The organism is Sphingobium sp. BS19, from assembly GCF_027925545.1.
Lineage (GTDB): Bacteria > Pseudomonadota > Alphaproteobacteria > Sphingomonadales > Sphingomonadaceae > Sphingobium.
Genome location: NZ_BSEF01000001.1, coordinates 387,374 through 411,013, shown reverse-complemented (window position 1 = coordinate 411,013; position 23,640 = coordinate 387,374). Strand labels below are relative to the sequence as shown.

At 60.7% G+C, this 23,640-nt stretch carries 21 protein-coding genes; 10 read left to right on the top strand and 11 right to left on the bottom strand.

Annotated features, from left to right (window positions below; genetic code table 11):
- Window positions 1-61: 61 nt before the first annotated feature.
- The gene (locus QMG56_RS02030; RefSeq protein ID WP_281820884.1) at window positions 62-1,291 is read right to left on the bottom strand and encodes an efflux RND transporter periplasmic adaptor subunit; all 1,230 of its coding nucleotides are present in this window, start codon (window positions 1,289-1,291) and stop codon (window positions 62-64) included.
- A gap of 204 nt (window positions 1,292-1,495) precedes the next feature.
- Between QMG56_RS02030 and QMG56_RS02025 the strand changes: the two genes are divergently transcribed.
- The 6 genes from QMG56_RS02025 to rplL all read left to right on the top strand — a co-directional run bounded on the left by QMG56_RS02025 (window position 1,496) and on the right by rplL (window position 6,584).
- The gene (locus tag QMG56_RS02025) at window positions 1,496-2,320 is read left to right on the top strand and encodes an aspartyl/asparaginyl beta-hydroxylase domain-containing protein (protein ID WP_281820883.1); all 825 of its coding nucleotides are present in this window, start codon (window positions 1,496-1,498) and stop codon (window positions 2,318-2,320) included.
- Between the two features lie 475 nt (window positions 2,321-2,795).
- Window positions 2,796-3,041, top strand: a complete 246-nt coding sequence (locus QMG56_RS02020) for a type II toxin-antitoxin system ParD family antitoxin (protein WP_281820882.1) — start codon at window positions 2,796-2,798, stop codon at window positions 3,039-3,041.
- Window positions 3,034-3,339, top strand: coding sequence for a type II toxin-antitoxin system RelE/ParE family toxin (locus QMG56_RS02015; protein ID WP_281820881.1), 306 nt, complete (start codon window positions 3,034-3,036; stop codon window positions 3,337-3,339). Before QMG56_RS02020 ends, QMG56_RS02015 begins: the two co-directional genes overlap by 8 nt.
- 272 nt (window positions 3,340-3,611) lie before the next feature.
- Complete coding sequence (locus QMG56_RS02010) at window positions 3,612-4,643, top strand: DUF262 domain-containing protein (RefSeq protein WP_281820880.1); 1,032 nt, start codon at window positions 3,612-3,614, stop codon at window positions 4,641-4,643.
- 949 nt (window positions 4,644-5,592) lie between these two features.
- Window positions 5,593-6,108 (top strand): 50S ribosomal protein L10, encoded by a 516-nt coding sequence (rplJ, locus tag QMG56_RS02005; RefSeq protein ID WP_230188492.1) that lies wholly within the window; start codon window positions 5,593-5,595, stop codon window positions 6,106-6,108.
- A 104-nt stretch (window positions 6,109-6,212) separates the two neighbouring features.
- Entirely contained in the window at window positions 6,213-6,584 is a 372-nt protein-coding gene (gene rplL, locus QMG56_RS02000) for a 50S ribosomal protein L7/L12 (RefSeq protein WP_230188493.1), read from the top strand.
- 75 nt (window positions 6,585-6,659) lie between these two features.
- On the opposite strand, the gene QMG56_RS01995 is transcribed toward rplL, so the two are convergent.
- Complete coding sequence (locus tag QMG56_RS01995; RefSeq protein ID WP_281820878.1) at window positions 6,660-8,153, bottom strand: diguanylate cyclase domain-containing protein; 1,494 nt, start codon at window positions 8,151-8,153, stop codon at window positions 6,660-6,662.
- A gap of 142 nt (window positions 8,154-8,295) precedes the next feature.
- Here QMG56_RS01995 and QMG56_RS01990 point away from each other — a divergent pair, with 142 nt between their 5' ends.
- Window positions 8,296-9,915 carry an NAD(P)/FAD-dependent oxidoreductase gene (locus QMG56_RS01990; protein WP_281820877.1) on the top strand — a complete coding sequence of 540 codons (1,620 nt, stop codon included), beginning with the start codon at window positions 8,296-8,298 and terminating at the stop codon, window positions 9,913-9,915.
- A gap of 179 nt (window positions 9,916-10,094) precedes the next feature.
- On the opposite strand, the gene QMG56_RS01985 is transcribed toward QMG56_RS01990, so the two are convergent.
- Both QMG56_RS01985 and QMG56_RS01980 read right to left on the bottom strand, forming a co-directional pair.
- Window positions 10,095-10,760: a peptidylprolyl isomerase gene (locus QMG56_RS01985; RefSeq protein WP_281820875.1), complete on the bottom strand. Its 666-nt coding sequence runs from the start codon at window positions 10,758-10,760 to the stop codon at window positions 10,095-10,097.
- Between the two features lie 28 nt (window positions 10,761-10,788).
- Window positions 10,789-11,256 carry an SH3 domain-containing protein gene (locus QMG56_RS01980; protein WP_375713623.1) on the bottom strand — a complete coding sequence of 156 codons (468 nt, stop codon included), beginning with the start codon at window positions 11,254-11,256 and terminating at the stop codon, window positions 10,789-10,791.
- A 142-nt stretch (window positions 11,257-11,398) separates the two neighbouring features.
- Between QMG56_RS01980 and QMG56_RS01975 the strand changes: the two genes are divergently transcribed.
- A complete protein-coding gene (locus QMG56_RS01975; RefSeq protein ID WP_281820874.1) occupies window positions 11,399-12,397 on the top strand; it encodes a D-glycerate dehydrogenase in 999 nt (332 codons plus the stop codon).
- A 13-nt stretch (window positions 12,398-12,410) separates the two neighbouring features.
- On the opposite strand, the gene QMG56_RS01970 is transcribed toward QMG56_RS01975, so the two are convergent.
- The 4 genes from QMG56_RS01970 to QMG56_RS01955 form a co-directional block, all read right to left on the bottom strand.
- Entirely contained in the window at window positions 12,411-12,611 is a 201-nt protein-coding gene (locus tag QMG56_RS01970; protein ID WP_281820873.1) for a DUF2093 domain-containing protein, read from the bottom strand.
- Window positions 12,611-14,014 (bottom strand): nitronate monooxygenase family protein, encoded by a 1,404-nt coding sequence (locus QMG56_RS01965; RefSeq protein WP_230188499.1) that lies wholly within the window; start codon window positions 14,012-14,014, stop codon window positions 12,611-12,613. Before QMG56_RS01965 ends, QMG56_RS01970 begins: the two co-directional genes overlap by 1 nt.
- A 110-nt stretch (window positions 14,015-14,124) precedes the next feature.
- Window positions 14,125-15,255 (bottom strand): glycosyltransferase, encoded by a 1,131-nt coding sequence (locus QMG56_RS01960; RefSeq protein ID WP_281820872.1) that lies wholly within the window; start codon window positions 15,253-15,255, stop codon window positions 14,125-14,127.
- Window positions 15,248-16,120: an alpha/beta fold hydrolase gene (locus QMG56_RS01955; protein WP_281820871.1), complete on the bottom strand. Its 873-nt coding sequence runs from the start codon at window positions 16,118-16,120 to the stop codon at window positions 15,248-15,250. Before QMG56_RS01955 ends, QMG56_RS01960 begins: the two co-directional genes overlap by 8 nt.
- Before the next feature lie 37 nt (window positions 16,121-16,157).
- Between QMG56_RS01955 and QMG56_RS01950 the strand changes: the two genes are divergently transcribed.
- A complete protein-coding gene (locus QMG56_RS01950) occupies window positions 16,158-17,558 on the top strand; it encodes a protein adenylyltransferase SelO family protein (RefSeq protein ID WP_281820870.1) in 1,401 nt (466 codons plus the stop codon).
- A gap of 131 nt (window positions 17,559-17,689) precedes the next feature.
- Window positions 17,690-19,969 (top strand): TonB-dependent receptor, encoded by a 2,280-nt coding sequence (locus QMG56_RS01945; RefSeq protein ID WP_375713622.1) that lies wholly within the window; start codon window positions 17,690-17,692, stop codon window positions 19,967-19,969.
- Between the two features lie 158 nt (window positions 19,970-20,127).
- Here QMG56_RS01945 and QMG56_RS01940 read toward each other — a convergent pair whose 3' ends face one another.
- The 3 genes from QMG56_RS01940 to QMG56_RS01930 all read right to left on the bottom strand — a co-directional run bounded on the left by QMG56_RS01940 (window position 20,128) and on the right by QMG56_RS01930 (window position 23,585).
- Complete coding sequence (locus tag QMG56_RS01940; protein ID WP_281820867.1) at window positions 20,128-21,543, bottom strand: aromatic ring-hydroxylating dioxygenase subunit alpha; 1,416 nt, start codon at window positions 21,541-21,543, stop codon at window positions 20,128-20,130.
- Window positions 21,544-21,612: 69 nt separating this feature from the next.
- Window positions 21,613-22,821 carry a cytochrome P450 gene (locus QMG56_RS01935; RefSeq protein ID WP_281820865.1) on the bottom strand — a complete coding sequence of 403 codons (1,209 nt, stop codon included), beginning with the start codon at window positions 22,819-22,821 and terminating at the stop codon, window positions 21,613-21,615.
- The gene (locus tag QMG56_RS01930; protein WP_309298534.1) at window positions 22,818-23,585 is read right to left on the bottom strand and encodes an SDR family NAD(P)-dependent oxidoreductase; all 768 of its coding nucleotides are present in this window, start codon (window positions 23,583-23,585) and stop codon (window positions 22,818-22,820) included. The genes QMG56_RS01935 and QMG56_RS01930 overlap by 4 nt, the downstream gene beginning before the upstream one ends.
- Window positions 23,586-23,640 lie beyond the last annotated feature (55 nt).

Below are 23,640 nucleotides of genomic sequence, written 5' to 3'. Positions count from 1 at the left end.
CGATGATCGCGATGACCCACGCGAAGATGGGTCGCTCGATGAATATCCTCGACACTGTGCGTCAGCCGCCCTTGTTCTTGTTGGCGGCGGCACCCTGAGGCGCGACAATATTCTGTGGCGTATCGGCGGAGACGGGGCGTATCGGCGCGTCGGGCTTTACGTTGGTCAGACCCTGCACGATGACCTTGTCGCCCGGTTTCAGTCCCTTGGTGACCACCCAATAGGCGCCTTGCGTCCGGTCCGCCGTCACCGTCCGCTGAACGGCTTTGTTGTTCGGGCCGACGATGAAGACGGTCGCCGCGCCTCTTGCCGAGCGGCTGAGTGCGGCCTGCGGCACGAGGATGGCATTGGTGTCGATTAACTGCGCGAAGCGGGCGCGGACGAACATGCCGGGGAGCAGCAGCCCGTCCGGATTGGCGAAGCTGGCACGCAGGGTGACGGTGCCGGTGCTGGCGTTCACCATCACTTCGGAAAACTGGACGGTGCCGGTCTGCCCATATTCGCTGCCGTCTTCCAGGATCAGTTTCACTGCAGCGCTGGGGGCCGCGGCGCCCCGTTGCGAGAGCGAGCGGCGCAGCGCGAGGAGATCGGCGCTCGATTGCTGGATATCGACGAAGATCGGATCGAGCCGCTGGATGACCGACAGCGGATCGACCTGATTGCTGGTGACGAGCGCGCCTTCGGTGAAGAGGGACCGGCCGATGCGTCCGGTGATCGGCGCGGGGACGCTAGTGAACTGCAGGTTGACCTGCGCGGTGTCGAGTTGGGCGCGGCCTTGCGCGACGGCGGCTGCGGCCTGACGTGCTTGCGCAGCGGCATCGGTATAGTCCTGCTTGCTGACGGCTTCGGCTTCGGCGAGCGGGCGGAAACGTTCGGCTCTTACGCGGGTCGCTTCGGCATTGGCCTGCGCACTGGCGAGGTTGGCGCGTGCTTCGTTGGCGGCGGCGCGGTAAAGGCGCGGGTCGATTTCGTAGAGCGTCTGGCCTTTGCGGACCAGCGCGCCTTCGGTGAAAAAGCGGCGGCGGATGATGCCGCTGACCTGCGGGCGGACTTCGGACATCTGGTACGCCGCGACACGCCCCGTCAGTTCCACGGTCAGGGGCACGCTTTTCTGCTCCATGACGACAAACCCCACCTGCGGCACAGGCGGGGGCTTCTTGTCTTTATCGTTCCCGCCGCCACAGGCCGCGAGCGGCAGAGCGAGACATGCCGCGAGGGCGAAATGGACGGCGCCGGGCCGAGCAAATGTAAAGCGCAAGGATGTTATCTGCTTGGTTAGTGCGATCGTCATGATCGGGAGCATCGGCTATAGCGCATTAATCGCCCTTCGGTAGCATGGTTACACTTTATTACAGGTCGGGCGCGGGGCCGGAAAGACGCCCTGCCCCGTTTCGCTGGGTTCGCGACAAGTGCCTGCATTTTGGTCGTTATTGATCTGGCGATATTGCCGCACAGGCCCTATCGGGGGCAACCTGCGGATTAACCGATGGACCCTATGACCGACCCGAACACCACTGCCCCTGCCGATGCCGCCGCCGACGTGCTGGTCATCCCCGACGCGATGGACGCGACGTTGAAGCCCAGTTCCAAGCTGGTGCCCAAAAAGCCGCTGATCATGCGGTTCGGCAAGTGGATGCAGCCCAAGACCAATCGCTGGATCGCCAACTCCGCGACGCTGGGCGATCCGCCGGTCTATGACACCGCGGTATTCCCGTGGGTCAGGGAGCTGGAGTCGCACTGGGAGACGATCCGGGCGGAGGCCGCTGCGGCGCTGCAGGACCTGGAGAAAGTGCCGCCGCTCGCGACCATCTCCCCCGACCATCGCCGGATTGCGCCGGCGGGGCGGTGGCGGTCGTTCTTCCTCATCGGCTATCGCTATCGCGACGATGCCAATTGCGCCAAGTGCCCCAAGACCATCGCGCTGATCGAGAAGATCGTGCCCGGCCTCAACTCCGCCTTCTTCTCCGTCCTCGTCCCCGGCACGCATATCCCCCCGCATACCGGCGTGACCAAGGCGTTCCTGACCTGCCATCTGGGCATACAGGTGCCGCGCGAGAGCGCGCAGTGCCGGATGCGCGTGGTCGACGAGTGGCTGCAGTGGACCGAAGGCAACGCGCTGATCTTCGACGATTGTTATGACCATGAAGTGCTGAACGAGACCGACGAGACGCGCATCGTCCTGCTGATCCAGTTCAAGCGCCCGGTGGGCATCGTCGGCAAGATCGTCGGCGGGCTGTTCCTGGAAGGCGTCCGCCGGTCCCGCTTCGTGCAGGATGCCCGCAAGGGGATCGCGCAATGGTCGGCGGAGAAGATCGGCTAGAGGCCATCGCCGCGGGCTGTTTTGTCGCTGGAATATCGCGGAAAGCCTCAAAAGCCTCACTACGTCACCCCCCAGTGGCCCTCCCTGACCCTGTTGGAAGCGGACGACAGGCGGTGTGGATTGGCGCGCGGGTGTCAGCGAACAAAGGTTCGGGCCAGCCAATGCTCCCACCCGAAAGGCGCGTGCGGCGTTTGGAAGAGGTGCCGCAACCCCAGTCTATGCCCGCGGCCTACACGTCGCCTGTGCAGTAATGCCGTCAGATGCCGCCTGACTGCTCGCCCCCGGACATGGGGACGAAGGGATATGCGGCATGGACGTGCGTGCAATGCGCCGGTCCGGGGTTTATGGCGGGGTGGTAGCGGATTGGGGAGTGTGTAGGACAGGGGATGTTAGGTCTGTTCCTCGCTTCAATCTTGCTGCGAACACAGAAAACAGCTAAATCGCACCAATAGTATGATTATGGAGGCGTTGGCTCATGGGAACGGTGCGTAAGACGATTACCCTTACCGAGCAGCAGGATGCGTGGATCGCGGCGCAGATCGACGCGGGGCAATATACGAATGACAGCGAAGCGATCCGCGACCTTATCCGTCGCGAACAGGAACGCAGCTTCGAGATCGACACGATCCGACAGGCGTTGATCGAAGGCGAACAAAGCGGTGCGCCGCAACCGTTCGATTTCGACGTCTTCCTGCAGCGCATGAACGCGGCCAGTGCCTGAGGGTAGCGCGCCCGAATATCGCCTCAGCCCCGCCGCCATACGCGACCTAACCGAAATCTGGCGCTACACCAGCAAAGAGTGGGGCAAGGAACAGGCCAACCGCTACACACTGGCATTGCAAGCGATGTGCGCCAAGCTGGCGGAGGCACCGCAGCAAGGACAGAGTTGCGCACATATCCGGCCCGGATATCGGCGGCGTGGCACCGAGCATCATGTCATTTATTATCGAGTGACGGATTATGGGATCGCGGTCGTGCGCATTTTGCATCAGCGGATGGATGCCGGTCGGCAGTTGTAAAAAGGCAAAGGCAATTGATCAAACATTTCAACTGCCACGAAAAGATGTAAAAATGCCGTTTACTCGTCCCTTCTGAATGGCGGCTTTTAAAGATGGTTTAACCAGACGCTAATTTCGAGTGAGTTGATATCCGCTACCATTGACGGCGATAGCGTTATAAGAACGCCATTACGACATTAGCCAGTTCTGTCATTCGGCATGATATTTAACGGTAGATCAGTACACCCATGCACATATCCACGAGCAACTACAGCATTGCCGAAATAGTAGGCATGCTAAATCGCCGCGAACTCGTTGTTAATGCCGGTTATCAGCGAGGCTCAGGCATATGGCCGGAAGGACCAAGCAGTTACTTCATTGACACTATCTTAAGCGGCTTTCCCTTTCCAAAGATTTATTTGTATGAGTTTATGGATCGGCCCTCTCGTTCGCCAACGAAGGAAATTGTGGACGGCCAGCAGCGGATCGGAACAATTCAAAGGTTTGTAAACAATGAGTTCGCCATTCGTGGCGAATCCAAATATGCAGGCCTGAAGTTCGATGATTTAGATCTTGACATGCAAGATTCGTTCATGAGCTACACTATAGCGGCAGATGTTATTCGTAACGCGCGGCCAGCCGAAATTCTGCAAATGTTCCGTCGTATGAATGCGTATACTCTGCCATTAAATTCTGCTGAAAAGCGCCATTCGAGCTATCAAGGAAGTTTTAAATGGTCCGTAAACGGCATGACGGACCATTTTAACGAATTTTTCCAAGAATATGGTGTGTTTACTCCAAGGCAAATTGTTCGAATGAGTGACGCAGAACTAGTGTCTGACTGTGTCTTGGCGATCGAAGAAGGGATCGTGAGCACAAGCGACAAAGCCCTTTCAGGGCTTTACCAACGCTACGACGAAGATTATCCAGAAATCGATACTCATAGACGCTATATTGTTTCAGCGGTTGAATACATAATTGCGGAATTTGGCAAACTTCGTGGAACTCACATGATGAAGCCTTATGCGCTTCACTCTTTAATTACCGCAATGATTCATGCCAAATACGGCATTCCGCCAATCGCCGAAATGACCCAGACTCATTCTATCGGTAACTTCGCTGCTAACCCTAGTAGCGCGGCAGAAAGGCTTCTAACTCTTGCCCAAGCGCACGAGGCAAAAGAACTCGAAGGCCCGTTCGGGAAATACGTGTGGGGAGCTTCTGCAGGGACAAATCGTATAAACCGACGCCTTGCGCGCGTATCAGCGATACTTCGCGCTCTTGGTGTCAACGTACCATCTGCTGTCGATGCCAACATCTCTTAACGTTCATAAGGACAAATTATTTGTCCAGTTGCAGACGTTAACTAGCGGTTTCAATCGCCACCTAACGGTCGCACCTAAACAAAGGCTTTTGGATCGAGCAGCAATTCGTGAGGGCCTAATTTCTACGCTATGGCAATGTTGGTGTCGGTTTTTTCGATCCGTTGTCCTTACGTCTGCAAGTGGCGGTACAACGGGGGCTGGAGCCACCATAAGTTCTGATTATGCTTCATTGAGTGAATCACAAATCTTATATGTCGCCAAACAACTTTCGAACGAAAGTGCAGTAACAACCTTTAGGTCCATAGCAGGTCCACACTTAGAGCCGACGTGGGGTGACATCACCAAGGCTATCGCCATTTCTAGTGGAATGAGAATATCAAACTCGTCGCAGCTAGTCCGCGCATTATCTTTGGCTATCGCTATCCCCGATCTTCAAATTTGTAGAAATGCCACGGCACATTTTGGCGCCGCTCAGCTTGTGCGTTTAAAGAATGCTCGCGTCCGCTATATCGAGACTAAGATACTTCACCCTACGGACGCCTGTGTTTGGATTGACCCTGCAACTGAAGGATACCTTTGGGACACTTGGGTCGAAGAAATAAAATTAATCGCTGAATACGCATCTGCCTAGCCTATTCCTTACGACCACAAAAACCCCGTGACATTCCGCCCCTAATCCGCTAACGGCCCGCTACCGCGTCCTTCGGGATGCGTCCGTCCGAGACAGTTGGTGAGGGGAATATGCCTCTCTTAATGTCCAGCCTAGACGGGGAAAAGTTCTTTGCCGGATGCGTTTTGCGCGTGCCGGGTCTGCCCTGTTCTTTTTACGAACGATACGGGCCGGCGACCTCTCCCCTTCGGACTAAATGCCCCGTGCGTCGGCGCTTGCGCTGACATGCGGGTTTTGCCGTCTTTCGGATTGTCCGAAAGATAAGAAGTGGAGAATGGCATGGATCGTAATCAAAAATCCGAAGTCGTCACCACGCTGAACGCTACTTTTGCCGAAATCGGCGTTGTCGTGGTTACACGCAACCTCGGTATGACCGTCGCTCAGTCGACGGATCTGCGGCAGAAAATGCGGGATGCCGGTGGCTCCTTCAAGGTTACGAAGAACCGCCTCGCCAAGATCGCGCTCAAGGACACGCAATATGAACAGCTCAGCGACCTGCTGACCGGTCCGATTGCGCTGGCCACGAGCCATGATCCGGTTGCCGCCGCCAAGGTGGCAATCGAATTCGCCAAGACCAACGATAAACTTGAAATCGTTGGCGGTGCGATGGGCAGCATGCTGCTCGATGCGAACGGGGTCAAAGCCCTCGCATCGATGCCGTCTCTGGACGAACTGCGCGCGAAGATTATCGGACTTGTTCAAGCTCCGGCAACCAAGCTCGCTACCGTCATCCAGACACCGGCTTCGCAGCTGGCGCGCGTCTTCAACGCCTATGCGGAAAAGGAAGCCGCGTAACTTTTACGCCGCTTTCGCCCGTTCGTTCGGGCCCGTTACATCGTTTGTAAAACTCTAAGTTAAGGGGGCCTCAAGCCTCCGCCCAGAAAGGTAATGTGAATAACATGGCAGACATCAATGCACTCGTCGAGCAGCTCTCGGCCCTGACCGTCCTCGAAGCCGCCGACCTGTCGAAGGCTCTGGAAGAAAAGTGGGGCGTTTCGGCTGCCGCTGCTGTAGCCGTTGCCGGCCCTGCCGCTGCTGCTGCGCCTGCTGCTGAAGAGCAGACCGAATTCGACGTCATCCTGACCGGCGACGGCGGCAAGAAGATCAACGTCATCAAGGAAGTCCGCGCCATCACCGGCCTGGGTCTGACCGAAGCCAAGACGCTGGTCGAATCCGCTCCCAAGGCGATCAAGGAAGGCGTGAGCAAGGACGAGGCCGAGAAGGTCAAGAAGCAGCTCGAAGAAGCCGGTGCGACCGTAGAACTGAAGTAATTCAGTTTCGTCGCGCGTCTTTACAGACGCACGCACATAGAAAGGGCGGTCCCATGTGGGCCGCCCTTTTTGCTGTCAGCCTGCCTTGCGGATGTCCAGCGGCCCAATGGCGCGGATCACGCGGTCGTTTTCGTAGAAGCGCCCGGTCCCCCGCTCGCTATGCTTGGCGGCGTACAGCGCCTGATCGGCGCGACGCATCAGGTCGCGGCGGATATCCCCCGGCTGCATCCGGGCAATGCCGATGGTGCCGGAAATCGTCGCGTTGCAATCGGCGGTGATCACCGGGCGGCGCAGATCGTCCAGAATGTTGCGGGCCAGCGCTTCTATGGTCGCACGATCGAGCATGCCCCTGGGAATGAGGACGAATTCGTCGCCCCCCAGCCGTGCGACGAAGCAATCGGCATACGCCTCCCCGCGCAGCCGCATCCCCACGGTCTGCAGCAGTTCGTCGCCCGCGACATGCCCCTGCGCGTCGTTGACGGCCTTGAACCCGTCGAGGTCGATCAGCAGGATGGCAAGAGTCTCGCCCGTGTCATTGGCCTGCGTCATGCGGTTTTCCATCTCCGCCTCGAACGCGGCGCGATTGGCCAGGCCAGTCAACGTATCGCTATGGGCCGATGCGCGCAGCATCTGCTCTATGCGGTAACGCTGCGTCACGTCCTGAAACACGCCGAAGAGCGCCACGGGAACGCCGTCCAGCATTTCCAGCTCGCCAAGACTGCGCACGCGACGCAAATCGCCCTGCGCGGTCAGGAAATCGGTTTCGATGTCATATGGCGCGCCCGTTTCAATCGTATTGGCAATCGCGGCTGCAATTTCGGCGCGGGCACGGGGCGGGTAAAATTCCATTGCCGTGTTCAGCGGCGGCGCATCGCTGACCGGAAGGCCGTGAATGGCAAAAACCTGATCCGACCAGAATAAATGCTGGTCCAGCATATCGAAACGAAAATAGCCGAGCGTCGCCATCCGTTCCGCTTGCTGAAATTTGCGGCGTTCATATGCCAGCTCATGCGCCGCGTGATGCTGTTCCTGCGCATGATCGACCGCGCGCAGAGCCAGCCGTCGACTCTCGATCAAGGTTACGGCGACATCGGCGAGTTCGCGCAGCCCCTGAATTTCGTCGGGCGACAGGATGCGGGGAGCGTAATCGATGACGCACAGCGTTCCGATGGCCGCGGCAGTGCCGCCATCTTTGCCATGGACCATCAGGGGAATGCCGGCGTAGAAAACTATGCCGGGATCGCCGGTGACCAGCGGATTGGACGCAAAGCGCGAATCGTCTCGCGCATCCTCCACCATGAAAATCTCGGATTGCCCGATAGTGTGGTCGCAAAAAGCGATGTCGCGCGAGGTCTGCTCCGCATCGAGTCCGCACCGCGCCTTGAACCATTGCCGTTCCGCATCGACCAGAGCGATCAGCGCAATCGGGGCATGTGCAACCCGCCGCGCCAGCGATGCAATCGCGTCGAAGGCCGGTTCGGCCGGGGTATCCAGAAGCTGCGCATCGGCCAGCACCTGAAGGCGATAAAGTTCGTGACTATCGTGGGAAGTAATATGCCGACTGCTCATGAAGAGGGGTTAGCGATTCAAGGTTAATAAAGCTGCTATTACTGTTCGCAAATACGACGAAGCGAGCGCCGGACCGGATGGGTATAGCCTGCGCCCATGCCGCCGCTGGCGCGTCAGGGGCTTCCCCGCTAAAGGCAGGCGCATGTTGCGTATTTCCGAAATAAAACTGCCGCTGGATCACCCCGCAGAGGCTTTGCGCGAGGCTGTACTGGCGCGGCTGGCGATCCCGTCCGATGCGCTGATCGACTTTCACATTGCGCGGCGGGCCAATGATGCGCGGCGCAAGTCGGCGATTCTGATGGTCTATTCGGTGGACGTGACACTGGCCGACGAAGCCGAGGTGCTGGCGCGCTTTGCCGGCGACGTGCATGTGCGGCCGACGCCCGATACGGCGTATCGCTTTGTGGCGACGGCACCGGCGATGGCGGGTCGCCTGCGCCCCGTGGTCATCGGCACCGGACCATGCGGTCTGTTCGCGGGTCTGATTCTGGCGCAGATGGGGTTCCGCCCGATCATTCTGGATCGCGGCAAAGTGGTGCGGGAGCGGACCAAGGATACCTGGGGGCTGTGGCGGCGCAGCGTACTGAACCCGGAATCCAATGTGCAGTTCGGCGAAGGCGGGGCTGGCACGTTTTCGGACGGCAAGCTCTACAGCCAGATAAAAGACCCGCGCTTTCTGGGCCGCAAGGTGCTGACCGAGTTCGTGAAGGCCGGTGCGCCGCCGGAAATCCTGACCGAAGCGCATCCGCATATCGGCACGTTCCGGCTGGTGACGATGGTGGAGAGCATCCGCGAGACCATCGAGGGACTGGGCGGCGAATATCGGTTCGGGCAGCGGGTGGACGACATCGACGTCGAGACGCGCGCCGATGGGACGCGGGCGATCCGTGGGGTGCACCTTCACACCGGCGACTATCTGGAGGCGGACCATGTCGTGCTGGCCATCGGGCACAGCGCACGTGACACGTTCGAGATGCTGCATGAGCGCGGCGTGTTCATCGAACCGAAGCCCTTTTCGATCGGTGTGCGGATCGAGCATCCGCAATCGTGGATCGACAAGGCGCGGTTCGGGTCATGCGCGGGGCATCCCGATCTGGGTGCGGCGGCGTACAGCCTGTCGCATCACTGCGCGAACGGGCGGACGGTCTACAGCTTTTGCATGTGTCCGGGCGGGCGCGTGGTCGCCGCGACTTCGGAAGAAGGCCGCGTCACGACCAACGGCATGAGCCAATATTCGCGGCAGGAATTCAATGCGAACTCCGGCATCGTCGTGGGGATCGACCCGGCACGCGATTATCCCGATGGACCGCTGGCGGGAATCGCGTTGCAGCGGCATTTTGAATCGCTGGCCTATGTCGCGGGGGGATCGACCTATGCGGCGCCGGGGCAGAAGCTGGGGGATTTCCTCGCGGGGCGTCCATCGACGGAATTGGGCGACGTCATTCCGTCCTATAAGCCCGGTGTGCACCTGACCGATCTGGCGCAATGCCTGCCCGATTTCGCCGTGGAAGCGATGCGGGAAGCGCTGCCGGTGTTCGGGCGGCAGATACCGAACTACGCGCATCCGGACGCAATGATGACCGGCGTGGAAACGCGCACGTCGTCACCGATCCGGATTACGCGCGGCAAGGATTTCCAGAGCCTCAACACGGCGCGTCTATATCCTGCCGGTGAAGGTGCAGGCTATGCGGGCGGGATATTGTCGGCGGCGGTGGATGGGATCAAGGTTGCCGAGGCGGTGGCGTTGAGTATGATGGCTTAGGGGTAGTCATTAGGAACGGACGTCCGCCGTTTAATTAACGTCATGCTGAACTCGTTTCAGCATCCATTCCGCCATTTCAGGCGGATGTGCGTGGGGAGAAATGGACCCTGAAACAAGTTCAGGGTGACGGCTCTTTATGCTGCACGCTTCGTAGAACAGCTCGACTTCGCTAAAAGACTCTACGGCTTTCGCTTCGGCACGCCGAGCAGCCACGGTTTGGGCTGGCCGGTGGGTTTGGCGACGCCGTCCAGCCGCTCCGCCCTGATGATCTGGACCGGGCGCAGGATCATCTGTCCGCGCATCGGGCCGGTGCCGCCGCCGGTGGGGAGCGCCAATATCTTGCGCACCACATCCATGCCTGACACCACATGCCCAAAAGCCGCATAGCCGGGATACGCGCCGCTGGCGTCCATGCTGACAATGGGGCCGATGGTGATGAAGAAATTGCCCATTGCCGATCCCGGCTTGCCGCCGCGCGCCATGGAGATGGTGGCATCGGTATGCTTGATGCCCGTCTGCGTCGTTGGCTCATGCTTGACGGGCGGCAGGCTGCGGCGGGTGTTGGTATCTATGCCGCCCTGTATGAGCCCCATTTTCGGGGCGCTTTTCCGTCGTGCCGCCCGATAGAAGGTGGTGCCGTCGAAGCGGCCATCGTCGACATAGGCCATGAAGTTGCGGGTGGTGAGCGGTGCTTTCCGTGCGTCCAGCGCGACGACGAAGGAACCGCTGGACGTGACGAGGCGCACGCGGATGATGCCGGGTGTCGCCCCTGCCGGCTTTGCCTCCGCCACACCGACGCAGAACAAAGCCAAACAAGCCAACAAGGCGCGCACCATAAGGAACATTGAGGGCAAGTTCCGGATCAGCGCAGCATCATTCGACAGCGCCCCACAGGCTGGCCATGCGCACGAAACCCTTGCGGCCGCCCACGTCGAGCGCACACCAGCCGGAGCCGCAATCCTTCACGCGGCCGACCACGCCCGGCTGCACCCGGTACAGCAGCTTGCCGTCATCCCCTGCCCTTTCCCGCATTTCGGTGATGCTGCCGGTCACGATGGCGGTGGCGGTGTCGCTGAGCAGGCGGACGTGCATCCAGCCTTGTACGCCGCTGCTGTCCTCGATCTTGCGCCAGTTGCCGAGCACCTTCACGACCTTCACAGGCAAGTCGCGACGTCGATAGATCCAGTTGCTGGGATAATCGAGATTGGGGCCGACACGCATCCGTGCCTCCGGCTCCGAAATCGAGGCCCAATAGGGAACGGGCTTGACCGAATTGGCCTGTGCAGGCGTCGCCAGCAGCAGCGCCGCCGGGATAGCGGCCAACATCGCGGATATCCGCATGATTTTCGATTGCACCATATGCGGTGTCCCTGCCTCATTCTCTAGTCTTATGGCCTGCTTGCCATCAGCGGCGATCCGGTTCAACCATCCTGTAACGCCATAAGCCCTTGACCTCCACACCACCCCGGCATAGCGGCAGGACATGGCCAAACGACCTCGCCCGGCAAAACCCACCGTCATCGTAACCCGGCGCTTGCCTGCGTCTGTCGAAAGCCGGATGGGCGAGTTGTTCGATACCCGTTTCCGCGCCGACGACACGCCGATGACGCGCGCCGAATTGGCGCAGGCCATCGACGCTTGCGACGTGCTGGTACCGACGGTGACCGATCACATCGACGCGGAACTGTTCGCCGGGGCATCGGACAGGCTGCAACTGATTGCCAGTTTCGGCAGCGGGGTCGATCATATCGATTTGCGCGCTGCGCGGGCCAAGGGGGTGATCGTCACCAACACGCCCGGCGTGCTGACCGAAGATACCGCCGACATGACGATGGCGCTGATCCTGTCCGTGCCGCGCCGCCTTGCGGAAGGCGAAAAGCTGGTGCGGTCCGGCACTTGGGCGGGATGGAGCCCATCGGGGATGCTGGGCCACCGGATCGGCGGCAAGCGGCTGGGCATCATCGGCATGGGCCGGATCGGTCAGGCCGTGGCGCGCCGTGCCGCTGCCTTCGGGCTTTCGATTTCCTATCACAATCGCCATCGCCTGCCCGAAGCGGTGGAGCGCGAGACAGGCGCGTTGTGGCATCCCGATCTGGACGTGCTGCTGGAAACCAGCGACATTATTTCGGTCAACTGCCCGCTCAATGACGACAGCCGGGGGATGATCGACGCGCGGCGGATCGGGTTGATCGAACCGTCCGCTTATTTCATCAACACCTCGCGCGCGGAAATCACCGACGAAAGCGCGCTGGTCCATGCGCTGGCGGCGGGTCGAATCGCGGGTGCGGGGCTGGACGTGTATGCGCATGAGCCTGCTGTCGATCAGCGGTTGCTTTCGCTATCGAATGTCGTGCTGTTGCCGCATGTGGGGTCTGCCACCATCGAAGGGCGCGATGCCACGGGTGCGAAGGTGATTGCCAATATCCGTACCTGGGTGGATGGGCATCGTCCGCCGGATCAGGTGCTGGAGGGGTGGGTTTAACCACCCCCTTCTGTCAGCCCCGCTTGCGCAGGAACCCCTGCGTTGCTTCGGGCGCGCCGCGATAGGCTTCCTGAAACTCCGCGCTCCAGTACATCAGATGGTCGAGCGGGATGCGCTCACCGCTGATTGCGCAGAGCACGAACTGGCCGGGACGGACGACGTCGAAATGCGGCGTTCCGTATTCTAGCACCGCAAGACCGGGAATATCCGCCATCAATCGCCCGTCAGGATGCGGTCGACGAGTTGCTTCACGGTCGGCACGAACCCGTTGGAATAGAACGGGTCTTTGCCGAAGCGATAGGCACCGTGGCCTGCGAACATCAGGTTCTGATCGACCGGACCGCCATGGGCGATATCCTGCAACGTCTTCTGGATGCAGAAGCTGCGCGGATCGGCAAGGCGACCGGTGGAGTTGGTGTCGCTGTCCATCCAGCTTGAGAACGCGCATTGCGACAGGCAACCCATGCAATCGGCCTGATCCTTGCGGATGACGCCCTTGTCTTCGTCGGTCACGAACACAAGTGTGTTGTCGGGCGTCTTGAGCGCACTGGTGAAGCCTGCGCCGAACCATTCGCGCGCGCGCATCAGGTCGTTGCGCGTAACCCAGAAATTCTTGCCCTTCACGCCCACATCGAGCTGATGCGTGTGATCGCCTGCCTGCTCCATGCTGAACGCGATCTGCCGTTCGGAACGGTTTTCCAGATGGCGTAGGAACGGGTTGCGGACGGCGGAGGAATAAAAGCCGGTCGGTGAGAAGCGATGCAGCAGGATATCGCCTTCCTGCAACTGCGTAAGCTGGTCTTTCCAATCCTGCGGGATCGGGCTTTCCTGCGTCAGCAGCGGGCGCGTGCCGAACTGGAACGCTATCGTCCCAAGCTCCGGATTTTCGATCCAGTCGTTCCAGTCGCGCAGATGCCAGACGCCGCCAGCCATCACGATAGGCACATCGTCCGAAATGCCGCCTTCGCGCATGGTGTCGCGCAAGGCCTTCACGCGGGGATAGGGATCTTCAGGCTTGCGGGGGTCTTCCGCATTGGAGAGGCCGTTGTGGCCGCCCGCGAGCCAGGGATCTTCGTAGACTACCGCTGAGAGGAAATCCGCTGCCTTGCTGTAGGCGCGCTTCCACAGTGCGCGGAAAGCGCGGCCGGAGGAGACGATCGGCAGATAGCTGACATTATAGGACGCCGCAATTTCGCTCAGCTTATAGGGCATCCCTGCGCCGCAGGTGACGCCCGCGACCATGCCGCGCGTCTTTTCCAGCACGCCATGCAGGATACGCTGCGCGCCGCCCATTTCCCACAGGACGTTAATGTTGATCGCGCCCTTGCCGCCCGCGATCTCATACGCGCGCTTCACCTGTTCGACAGCGCCGTCGATGGCGTAGGCGATCAGTTCTTCGTGGCGGTCGCGGCGTGTCTTGGCGTGATAGATTTGCGGAATGATCTTGCCGGTGGCGTCATAGCTGTCGGCGTTGACGGCGGAAACCGTGCCGATCCCGCCCGCAGCGGCCCATGCGCCGGAGCTGTTGTGGTTCGAAACGGCGACGCCCTTGCCGCCCTCGACCAGCGGCCACACTTCGCGACCGCCATAAACGATGGGCTTTAATCCCTTGAACAATTCACGCTCCCAAAAAGCATCGAGTGAATAACCGCTACGGATGCCCTAGCCGGAAAGATTGGATGCTGTACCAATATTTCGGCATCATGGGGCAGAAAATCTGGCGCGCCCTAGCGCAAAACGTCCGGCCTTGCCAGAGCCATACCATAGAGACGCGCATAAGCGTCGAACATGGCGTCCTGTCCATAGCGTGTGCGCGCCCGTCTCTGGTTCGCGTTACCCAGGCTTTGTCGTAGATCGCAATCGCTGGCGAGGCGATCAAGGGCAGCGGATAACCCCGCCTCATCGGATGCGACGAATGGAAGGTTTTCTGGCGACAGCATCGCGGCAACATCGCCGACAGCGGTGGAGGCCACTGGTAGCCCCGCTGCCATCGCCTCGACCAGCGAGATGGGGAATTGTTCGCTGTCCGATGACAGGGCGAAGATATTGAAATGCCCGATGAACCGCCATGGCTGCGCCTGAAACCCCGCAAGGTGGATATCGTCGAGACCGTGCGCGGCAGCTTCGCGGGCGATGCTGTCACGCTCCGGCCCCTCCCCTACGATCAGCAGTTGCAGACGGTCGCGGTGCGGGGCGATGGCGCGAACGAGGCGGGGGATATTCTTGACGGTGCGCAGGCCCGCCAGCGTGCCGACCACCAGCTTGCCGGGCGTCCGCACGAAGCCGGGGAGTGCGTCCGGAAGTGGCGGTGCGCCATAGCGGGCAAGGTCGATGCCATTGGGGATCAGGTGCACCCGGTCGCGCGGCTGATGCCACGGGCCGAGCGCGATCCGTTCCAGCACGGTCGAAGGCACCACCAAAGCCGATGCGCGCGAAAGGCCGAAACGGCGATACAGATTGCGCGCGGGTTTCAGGCCGTCGGCCTCGTCGGCATTGAACCCGTCCTCATGGTGGATGAGCGGCGGCAAGCGCATGGATCGCGCGAAAAGCCGATGCGCGAAAACCGCATCCATGGCCCCCCAATTATAGGTCAGGATCAGATCGTGGCCCTGCATGGACCGGGCGATAGCGCGGAAGCGGGACAGGCCGGGCCGTCCCTGCAAGGGCGGAGGGTCAGGATAAGAAACCGATATGTCTTTGTTAATTGCCGACGCAGCGCCCATCGCCCCCGCCACACCGCTGACCACGCTATGCGTTGCGCGCGGTCCCCAGTGGTTCATCAACTGGACCGCCCGTGCTTCCTTGCCCCCCAGATCGAAACTGCTGTGAAGATGCAGCAGGCGGGGCGGATCAGCCATTGGCGCGGACGCGCTCCAGCAAGGCGTCGACGGCGGAGACGGCTTGCGGCTCGGCCAGTGTCGGGGCGTGGCCGACGCGCGAAACGGTCGTCAGCGTAGCGGTCGCACCGATTTCGCGCACCATGCGGTCGGCTGTGGCGGCACCGAGCAGATCGGATCGCTCGCCGCGCAGAATGAGGGTCGGGACGTTGCGGAACCCCGCCATCGACGGCCACAGATCGACACCCGCCTCGCCGCCCGGCACCCGCAGCGGCTCGGCGATCCGCATGTCGTAATCCAGCACCACACGACCGCTGCTGTTCAAGCGATACAGCCGCTTGGCCATGCCCAGCCAATCCTCCAGCGTATAGTCGGGATAGACGTCCGCATTGTTCTCCGAAAGCGCGCGCGCCGCGTGGACCCAGGTCGCATGCGTGCTACCGCTGCCGACATAGCCACGGATACGCGCCAGCCCCGCTTCCTCGATCAACGGGCCGACATCGTTCAGTATTGCCCCCGCCAGCCGGTCGGGCCGAGTCGCCGCCATCAGCATCGCGATGATCCCGCCCAGCGACGTGCCGACCACGACGAAGCGCGTCAGGGCCAGATCGGCCAGCAATCGCTCCAGATCCTGCAGATAGGTGAGCGGCACATAAGTCATGGGGTCTTTGGCATAAGCGCTTTCCGCCCTGCCCCGCAGGTCCGGACAGATCAGCCGCCATTGACCGCCAAGCCGGTCCGCCAACGGCTCAAAATCGCGTGCGTTGCGTGTCAGGCCGGGCAGGCACAGGAGCACCGGCCGGTCGTCCCCGCCGCCCGCATAGTCCCGATAATGCAACCGCAGGCCGTCATTCGACCACCAAAAAGCGTCGCGATATTCTGACAAGCTTGATCCTTCCGCGCTGCGCACCCCATATTGCCGGATGCGCTCCCTCCCGCAACCCGCGAAATATTCGCCCACTCGCCAAATCCTGACTTTGGGGGACGGCATTGCCGATCCCGTCGAAGCGGCAGATTTCCCCGAAACGATATTACGGTTCCGCAATGACCGCTGGGCGGCCAGCGTGGGGCTGGAAACGCTCACCGACGAGAAGTGGATTGCCCATCTCGGGCGGTTTCAGCCGTTGCCAGACAATTTGCCGCAGCCTTTGGCGATGCGTTATCACGGGCATCAGTTTCAGCATTACAATCCCGATCTTGGCGACGGGCGCGGTTTCCTGTTCGCGCAGATATACGATGCGAAGGGTCGCTTGCTCGATCTGGGCACCAAGGGATCGGGGACGACGCCGTGGAGCCGCGCAGGCGACGGGCGGCTGACGCTGAAAGGCGGGGTGCGCGAAATACTGGCGACCGAGATGCTGGAGGCGCTGGGCGTCAACACGTCGAAAACCTTCTCGCTGATCGAAACGGGCGAGCGCCTGCAGCGCGGCGATGAGCCTTCCCCGACCCGCTCCGCCGTGATGGTGCGGCTGAGCCATTCGCACATGCGCATCGGCACGTTCCAGCGCACCGCGTTCGAGCGGAACGAGCCGCTGATGCATCGGCTCGTCGATTATGCCCTACGCAATCTGTATGGCGAGGAACCGGGCGATCATCCGGCGAGCCAGTTGCTGGGCCGCGCAGTGGAGCGGATCGCCGATCTCGCCGCAAGCTATATGGTCGCGGGGTTCGTGCATGGCGTGCTGAACAGCGACAATATCAACGTGACGGGCGAAAGTTTCGATTACGGGCCGTGGCGCTTTACGCCGAACTGGACGCCGGGTTTCACCGCTGCCTATTTCGACCATCAGGGGCTATATGCCTTTGCGCGGCAGGCCGAGGCGATCCATTGGGATGTTGCGCAACTGGCCATATCATTGCGGCTGATATCCGAAGCACCGCCGCTGATCGAGGCGCTGGAGCGGTTTGCGGAGCTATACCCGCAAGCGTTGGTGCGGCGGTTCCTGTGGCGGCTGGGCCTGACGCCGACGACGCAAGAAGCATCGGCGGCGTTCGTCGAACTGGCGGTCAAGGCGATGATCGAGACGCAGACGGGCATCGACATGTTCTTCCATGACTGGCGCGCTGGCGACCTGCGCCATGCGGATCGCTATTCGGGGGAGGCATGGGACGCGCTGCGCGAGGCGATTGGCGACTTTGCGCCGTCCGCGTCGCGCGATCATCCTTACTGGGATGCCGATGCGCCCTGCTCCATGCATATCGAGGAAGTCGAGGCGATCTGGTCCGCGATTGCCGAGCGCGACGATTGGGAACCGCTGCACGCAAAAATTGCCGCCATTCGCGCAATGGGCGATGCACATGGGGAGCCGCCCGCTATTGCGTGATGCCGAACATCATACGCAAAACCTGTAGGAAGTCTTAGTGTCGGATCGCGACCGATTACGCCATTTAGAACCTCATCAGGGGGCACTTGCATAAGAGCGAAACATTGCCCGCCCCTTGTCAAATGGGGAGAATGTTCGTGGCCAAATCCTATCTGCACCGTTCCGTGGCACTGGCGCTGGGAAGCACAGCTCTGTGGATGCACCCTGCCATGGCGCAGGAAAACACCGCTGCACCGCAAGCCGCCGAAGCGACCATGCCCGGCGAGATCGTAGTGACTGCGCGTCGTCGTAACGAAACGCTGCAGGATACGCCGGTTGCGATCACGGCCATCAATGCGTCGATGCTGGAAAACAAGGCGGCAATGACCATCGGCGATTTGACCGGTGCTGCGCCGAACCTGCTCATCACCAACCAGAGTTCTGGCGCTGCCGCCGCGAACCTTTCGATCCGTGGGCTGACCTATGCCGACGTCGAAAAGTCGCAGGAGCCGACCGTGGGCGTCGTTGTCGATGGCGTGTTCATCGGCACCAGCACGGGCCAGTTCTTCGACTTCTTCGATATCGAGCAGATCGAAGTGCTGCGCGGTCCGCAGGGAACGCTGTTCGGCCGCAACACCATCGGTGGCGTCATCAATATTCGCCGCACGCGCCCCACGGGTGAGTTCGGCGGAAAGCTGGAAGTGTCTTACGGTCGCTTCAACACGCTGGCGACGCGCGCGGTGGTCAACGTGCCGCTCAGCAGCGACGGATCGTTCGCGGCCAAGGCATTCTATTTCCACAATGAATCGGATGGCTGGTACAAGCAGTCGCAAAATGGCGACCGTCGCGGCTTTTCCAACAATGAGAACTTCGGCGCTTCGTTCCAATACAAGCCCGTTGGCGGCGACTTCGATGCGTTGCTGACGCTTGAAAAGCAGATTCAGCGGTCGGACCCGGTCGTATCGAACCTCACCAACTCATCCGAAGTATTCTGCGGCTTCATCCCCGCCAACGAATGCAATCGCAACAGCACCAGCGATCTGTACACGGTGTTCGGTCAGGCGAACCTGACCCGCTATTCAGCACCCGCCGCGACGTTCGAGATGAATTACGATCTGGGTGGCGTTACGCTGACCTCGATCACGGGCTATCGCGAGTCCAAGGAAAACCAGACGCAGGATTTCGACGGATCGTCGGTCGATCTTTATTATGTGCGCCGCCTGCAGGACTACAAGCAGTTCAGCCAGGAAGTGCGCGCAGCGGGCAAGTTCACCGACACGTTCGATTATGTCGCTGGCGTCTATTATTTCCGCTCCAGCTACGACCTCGGGCAATATTCGCGCGTGTTCGGTTTCTCGCCAACTGTCGATCCGCTGATCTTCGACACCAACCCGCAGACAGTCGAAGGTAAAACCCGCTCGGTCGCCTTGTTCGGCGATTTCAACTGGGCGTTTGCGGATCAGTGGCGCTTGTCCTTCGGTGGTCGCTACACGAAAGATAAAAAGTCGCTCAGCAATGCCTTTGGCGGCGTAGAAATCGGGCGCGGATCGGACACGTTCAAGAAATTCACGCCCAAGATCGGCGTCGATTTCCGGCCGAACGAGGAAACGATGCTCTATGCGTCCTGGTCGCGCGGTTATCGCTCCGGCGGGTTCTCGCCGCGTGCAGGCACCGCCGCCAGCGCCAGCATTGCGTATCAGCCCGAAGTCGTGGATTCCTACGAAGTCGGCACGAAGCTCGACCTGTTCGACCGCAAGCTGCAGTTCAACGTCGCGGCCTTCTATTCCAAATATGACGGCCTGCAGCAGAACAACACACTGGGTTGCCCAAGCTGTGCGACCGGCAATGAAACGGTCACGTCGAATGTCGGCTCTGCGACGATCAAGGGTATCGAGTTCGACTTTACGGCGCGTCCCGCAACCGGCCTTACCATCACCGGTTCGCTCGGCCTGCTCGACTCCAAGTTCAAGGGCTTCATCGTCGGCGGCGTCTCGCCGGTGTCCGGACTGGTCGTACCTTATGATTATTCGGACAACGACCTTATCTACAATCCCAAGGCCAACGCATCGCTGACGGCCGACTACACCGTTCCTACCAGCTTCGGCGAAGTCACCGCGAACGTCAGCTATCGCTATATCGGTCGCTACGATCAGCAGATTTCCATCGGCGGGCTGAGCGGCAACCTGACGACCGGGCCGATCACCGTGACGGGCAACGACCCGCGGGTGCGGACCGACCGGCAAGGTCTGGTGGATGCCAGCCTGTCGACCAAGTTCGACCTGGCCGGGACGGAAGCACGGCTGACGCTGTTCGGTCGCAACCTGGCCGACGACCGTGGACCGACGCACGGCTTCACCGTCGGCGGACTGTGGTCCTTCGGTACGGCACGCGAGCCGCGCACCTATGGCGCGACGCTGGGCGTGAAGTTCTAAGCCCAAGTCACAAGCGTTTCGACAAGGCGGTCGGGGGAAACCCCGGCCGCTTTTTTGTGCCGGTTGTTTCCTGTGCAGCAGCGAGCGCCCATAAGAAAAGGCCCGGTCGACTATACCGACCGGGCCTTTTTCAATGTCGTTCAGATGGAAACGATCGATCAGCTTTCGACATATTTCATCAGCGTATTCTGGAACTGGCGGATCTGGATTTCCTGATAATTGGCCAGTTGCACTTCGCCGTTCATCGACGCTTTGAGCCCCTGCTGCACATAGGGCAGGTTATCCATGTCCTGTTCGAACACGTCGCCCAAGATGCCCAGCTCGGGCGCTTCGGTCCATTTCTGCGTGTCGGTCAGGAACTTCATGGGCGGTGCCTTGGGATGCGGCTGGCCCGGGGGAACGCGCGTCAGCACGCGCACTTCCATCAGGCAGTGATCGACATCCTTCCACGGGCGCCAGCGATAGACGATGTTCGGCTGAAACCCTGCCCAGGGGCTGAAATTGGGGAACACGTTGTAGAGGAGCGCGTCCATCATCTCCGCGTCCGACGCGAAGCTGACATCGTGCCCGAACATCTTGGTCGTCGTCTCACGCAGGCTTGCGCCCAGTGCTTCGCGCGCGGTTTTGCCTTCCGGCACCTTGACGTTGTAGCCGCCCTCTTCCTGCGCGATGTTCTCGTCATAGTTATCCGACGAGCGACCGTTATATTTGACGAACTCGTCGACGATCCACTGCTGCTCCTTGCCCTCCGGGTCGATATGCGGGGACATGGTGCCAAAGGGCGTGACCGTCAGGTTCACATAGTCGCCATAGGTGTTGTACATCGAATTGGCGTCGCCGGTGAACGGCAGCAATTGCGGATGGGTGACGACGGTGTGCCAGCTTTCCATGAAAGCCTCCATCACCACTTTCCAGTTGGCGGGAACGACCTTACCGACCCAGATGGCCGTCGCGCATTCCTCATGCTTCCAGCGTTTGAAATGCTCAGGGATAGGCGCGAGAAACTCTTCGAGCGTGGGCCCTTCGGCAGCTTCACGCAGGAAGATATAGCCGCCCCAGCGCCCCACCGAGATTTCGGGAAGCTGCATCTTCTCATCGGAGAGATGGGAGAAATCCCAGCGGCAGGGAATTTGCTTCAACGATCCGTCATTGTTCCAGGTGAAACCGTGGAACGGACATTGCAGCTCCGCCGTCCAGCCGTCCTCCGTCTTCAGCTTGCGCCCGCGATGCAGGCAGACATTGGCGAAGGACCGGATCGATCCATCCTCCTGCCGCATGATGATGAAGGACTTGCCGGCATTTTCATACACGACATAATCGCCCGCTTCCGGCAGTTCTTCCTCGCGGGCAGCCATCTGCCAGATGCGCGGCCAGAGACGCTGGTTCTCCAGCGCGAAGAAGGCGAGATCGGTGTAGCGCGACGCCGGGATCGGATCGGACCCCAGATTTTCATATTCGTCTTCGTATAGAAACTCGGGCACCGGGTTCGTATCGGCCAGCGCCAGATCGCGCACCGAGGGACCGGGGCATCGCGGTAATGGCGTGCCTTTGATCTTGGAATCGCGTTCAGCCATGAATCCTGTCTCCTGAATATTTGGCGCTATCTTAGCCTGTCCTGACGCCAACGCGACCTATGGATTGCGTCAGGCATCCCATCGCAGCGGTAATGATTCCAGCGTGCCGACAATGCCGCCATGCACGACCGGCGGGGCATCGCCGTCATAAGCGAAGCGCGGGATGCGCGCGAACCATTGGTCCAGCGAAATCAGAATTTCCGTCCGCGCCAGATGCGCCCCGGGGCACCGATGCGGACCGTTGCCGAAGGTGGAATGGGCAGGCGCACGGCGCGTGAAGTCCAGCTCCATCGGGCAGCTATGGGCCGAGGGATCGAGGCCATGGACCATGGTGGGCATTGCCACGACATCGTCCGCACGGATGACGACGTCATCCACCTCGATATCCGACAGGGCCAGCCGGGCAATCGTGACGCCGGGAAAGCGGCGGATGATTTCCTCCACCATATCGGCGCGTTTCGACACGTCGGCCAGCGCCGCCTGCGCCTCCGGATGGGTGGCGAGATAATACCAGACGAAGCCCAGCATGTTGACGACGGTATCGAGTCCCGCAATCAACACCTGCATCGCCAGTTGCAATGCGCGCGTATCGGTCATGGGCGCACCGTCGATCTCCCCCACCAGCAATACCGAGAGCAGATCGTCACCGGGCGATTGCCGCCGCTGCCGCACTACGGGGGCAAGATAGGCGGCAAGCATATCCGAAGCGTGTGTGAACGGAAGATCCGGATTTGCCCGGACCATCGCATCGCAACAATATTTGAGCATTGCCGCGTCTGTCTGCGGCAGGCCGACCAGCGCCATGAAAATGCGGATGGGAAACTGGCTGCTATAGTCCGCAATGAAATCGCATGTCCCGCGTGCGACGAAACCGTCGATCAACTCCGCCGAGACTGCCGCGATATTGTCATGGATCATACGGACGGTGCGGGGCGACAGCGCCCGGTTCAGCAAGGTGCGATAGGGCGTGTGTTCCGGCGGGTCCAATGTCGTGGGCACCAGCTTGTGATGCTGCGACACGTCGCGCGGGATGAAGAGGATGCGGTTCGACAAAACCTCCGGCCTGTCGAACAACTGGTGCAGCAACGGGCCATCGGTGACGATCCAGTGCCCGCCATTGCGATCCGTCCACATCAGCTTGTGCGGGGTATCGGCAACCAGTTCATGCCATGCCTGATGAAAGTCGCCCCCTAGGCCAAGCGGCGCGTTCACGTCGAAATCGATGACCCGGTCGTCCGGCACATGCGCCGGACGAGATGCCGCGACCGCCACGCTCATTGCGCGGTCATGCCGCCATCGACGATGAACTCCGCACCGGTGATATATTTCGCATCGTCGGACGCCAGAAAAGCGATCATCGCGCCAATGTCGTCGGGATCGCCCAGACGGCCCATCGGAATGGCGGCTTCGATGATGTCGAACTGCTCCTTGTTATCCGCGAGTGCCACGTCCTGCATCTCGGTCCAAATCGAGCCGGGGTGGACGGAGTTGACGCGAATCTGTTCCCGCGCTGCTTCCATCGCTATCGCCTTGGTCATCAGGCGCACGCCGCCCTTGCTGGCCGCATAAGCCGCGCAACCCGGTACGCCGATGACGCCAGCAATGGACGACAGATTGATAATGGAGCCCCCCCGCCCCTGTGCGCGCATCTGATCCAGCCCCGCCTTGCAACCCAGATAGACGCTGTTCAGATTGACGTTGAGCTGATGGTCCCAGGCGCCTTTGGTCATCACGCTCATCATCTTGAGCACGGCGATCCCCGCATTGTTGACAAGGATGTCCAGCCCGCCAAGCTTTTCCACGACCGCCGCCATCACCGCGTCCCACGCTGCTTCGTCGGTCACATCATGCGCCATCGCATAGACTTCATGTCCCTGCGCCGTCAGTTCCGCTGCGCGCTCCGCCACGCGCGCGCCGTCGATATCGGTCAGGAACAGCTTTGCCCCCTGCTCCGCCATCTTGCGTGCCGCCGAAAAGCCAAGCCCCTTGGCCAACGCCGCACCGGTAATCAGCGCCGTTTTGCCGCGCAGGTCGATCATCATGGTCTCAAGCCCTCATTCGTCATTTGTGGTATCGTGGGAGAGAACCGCGCAAACG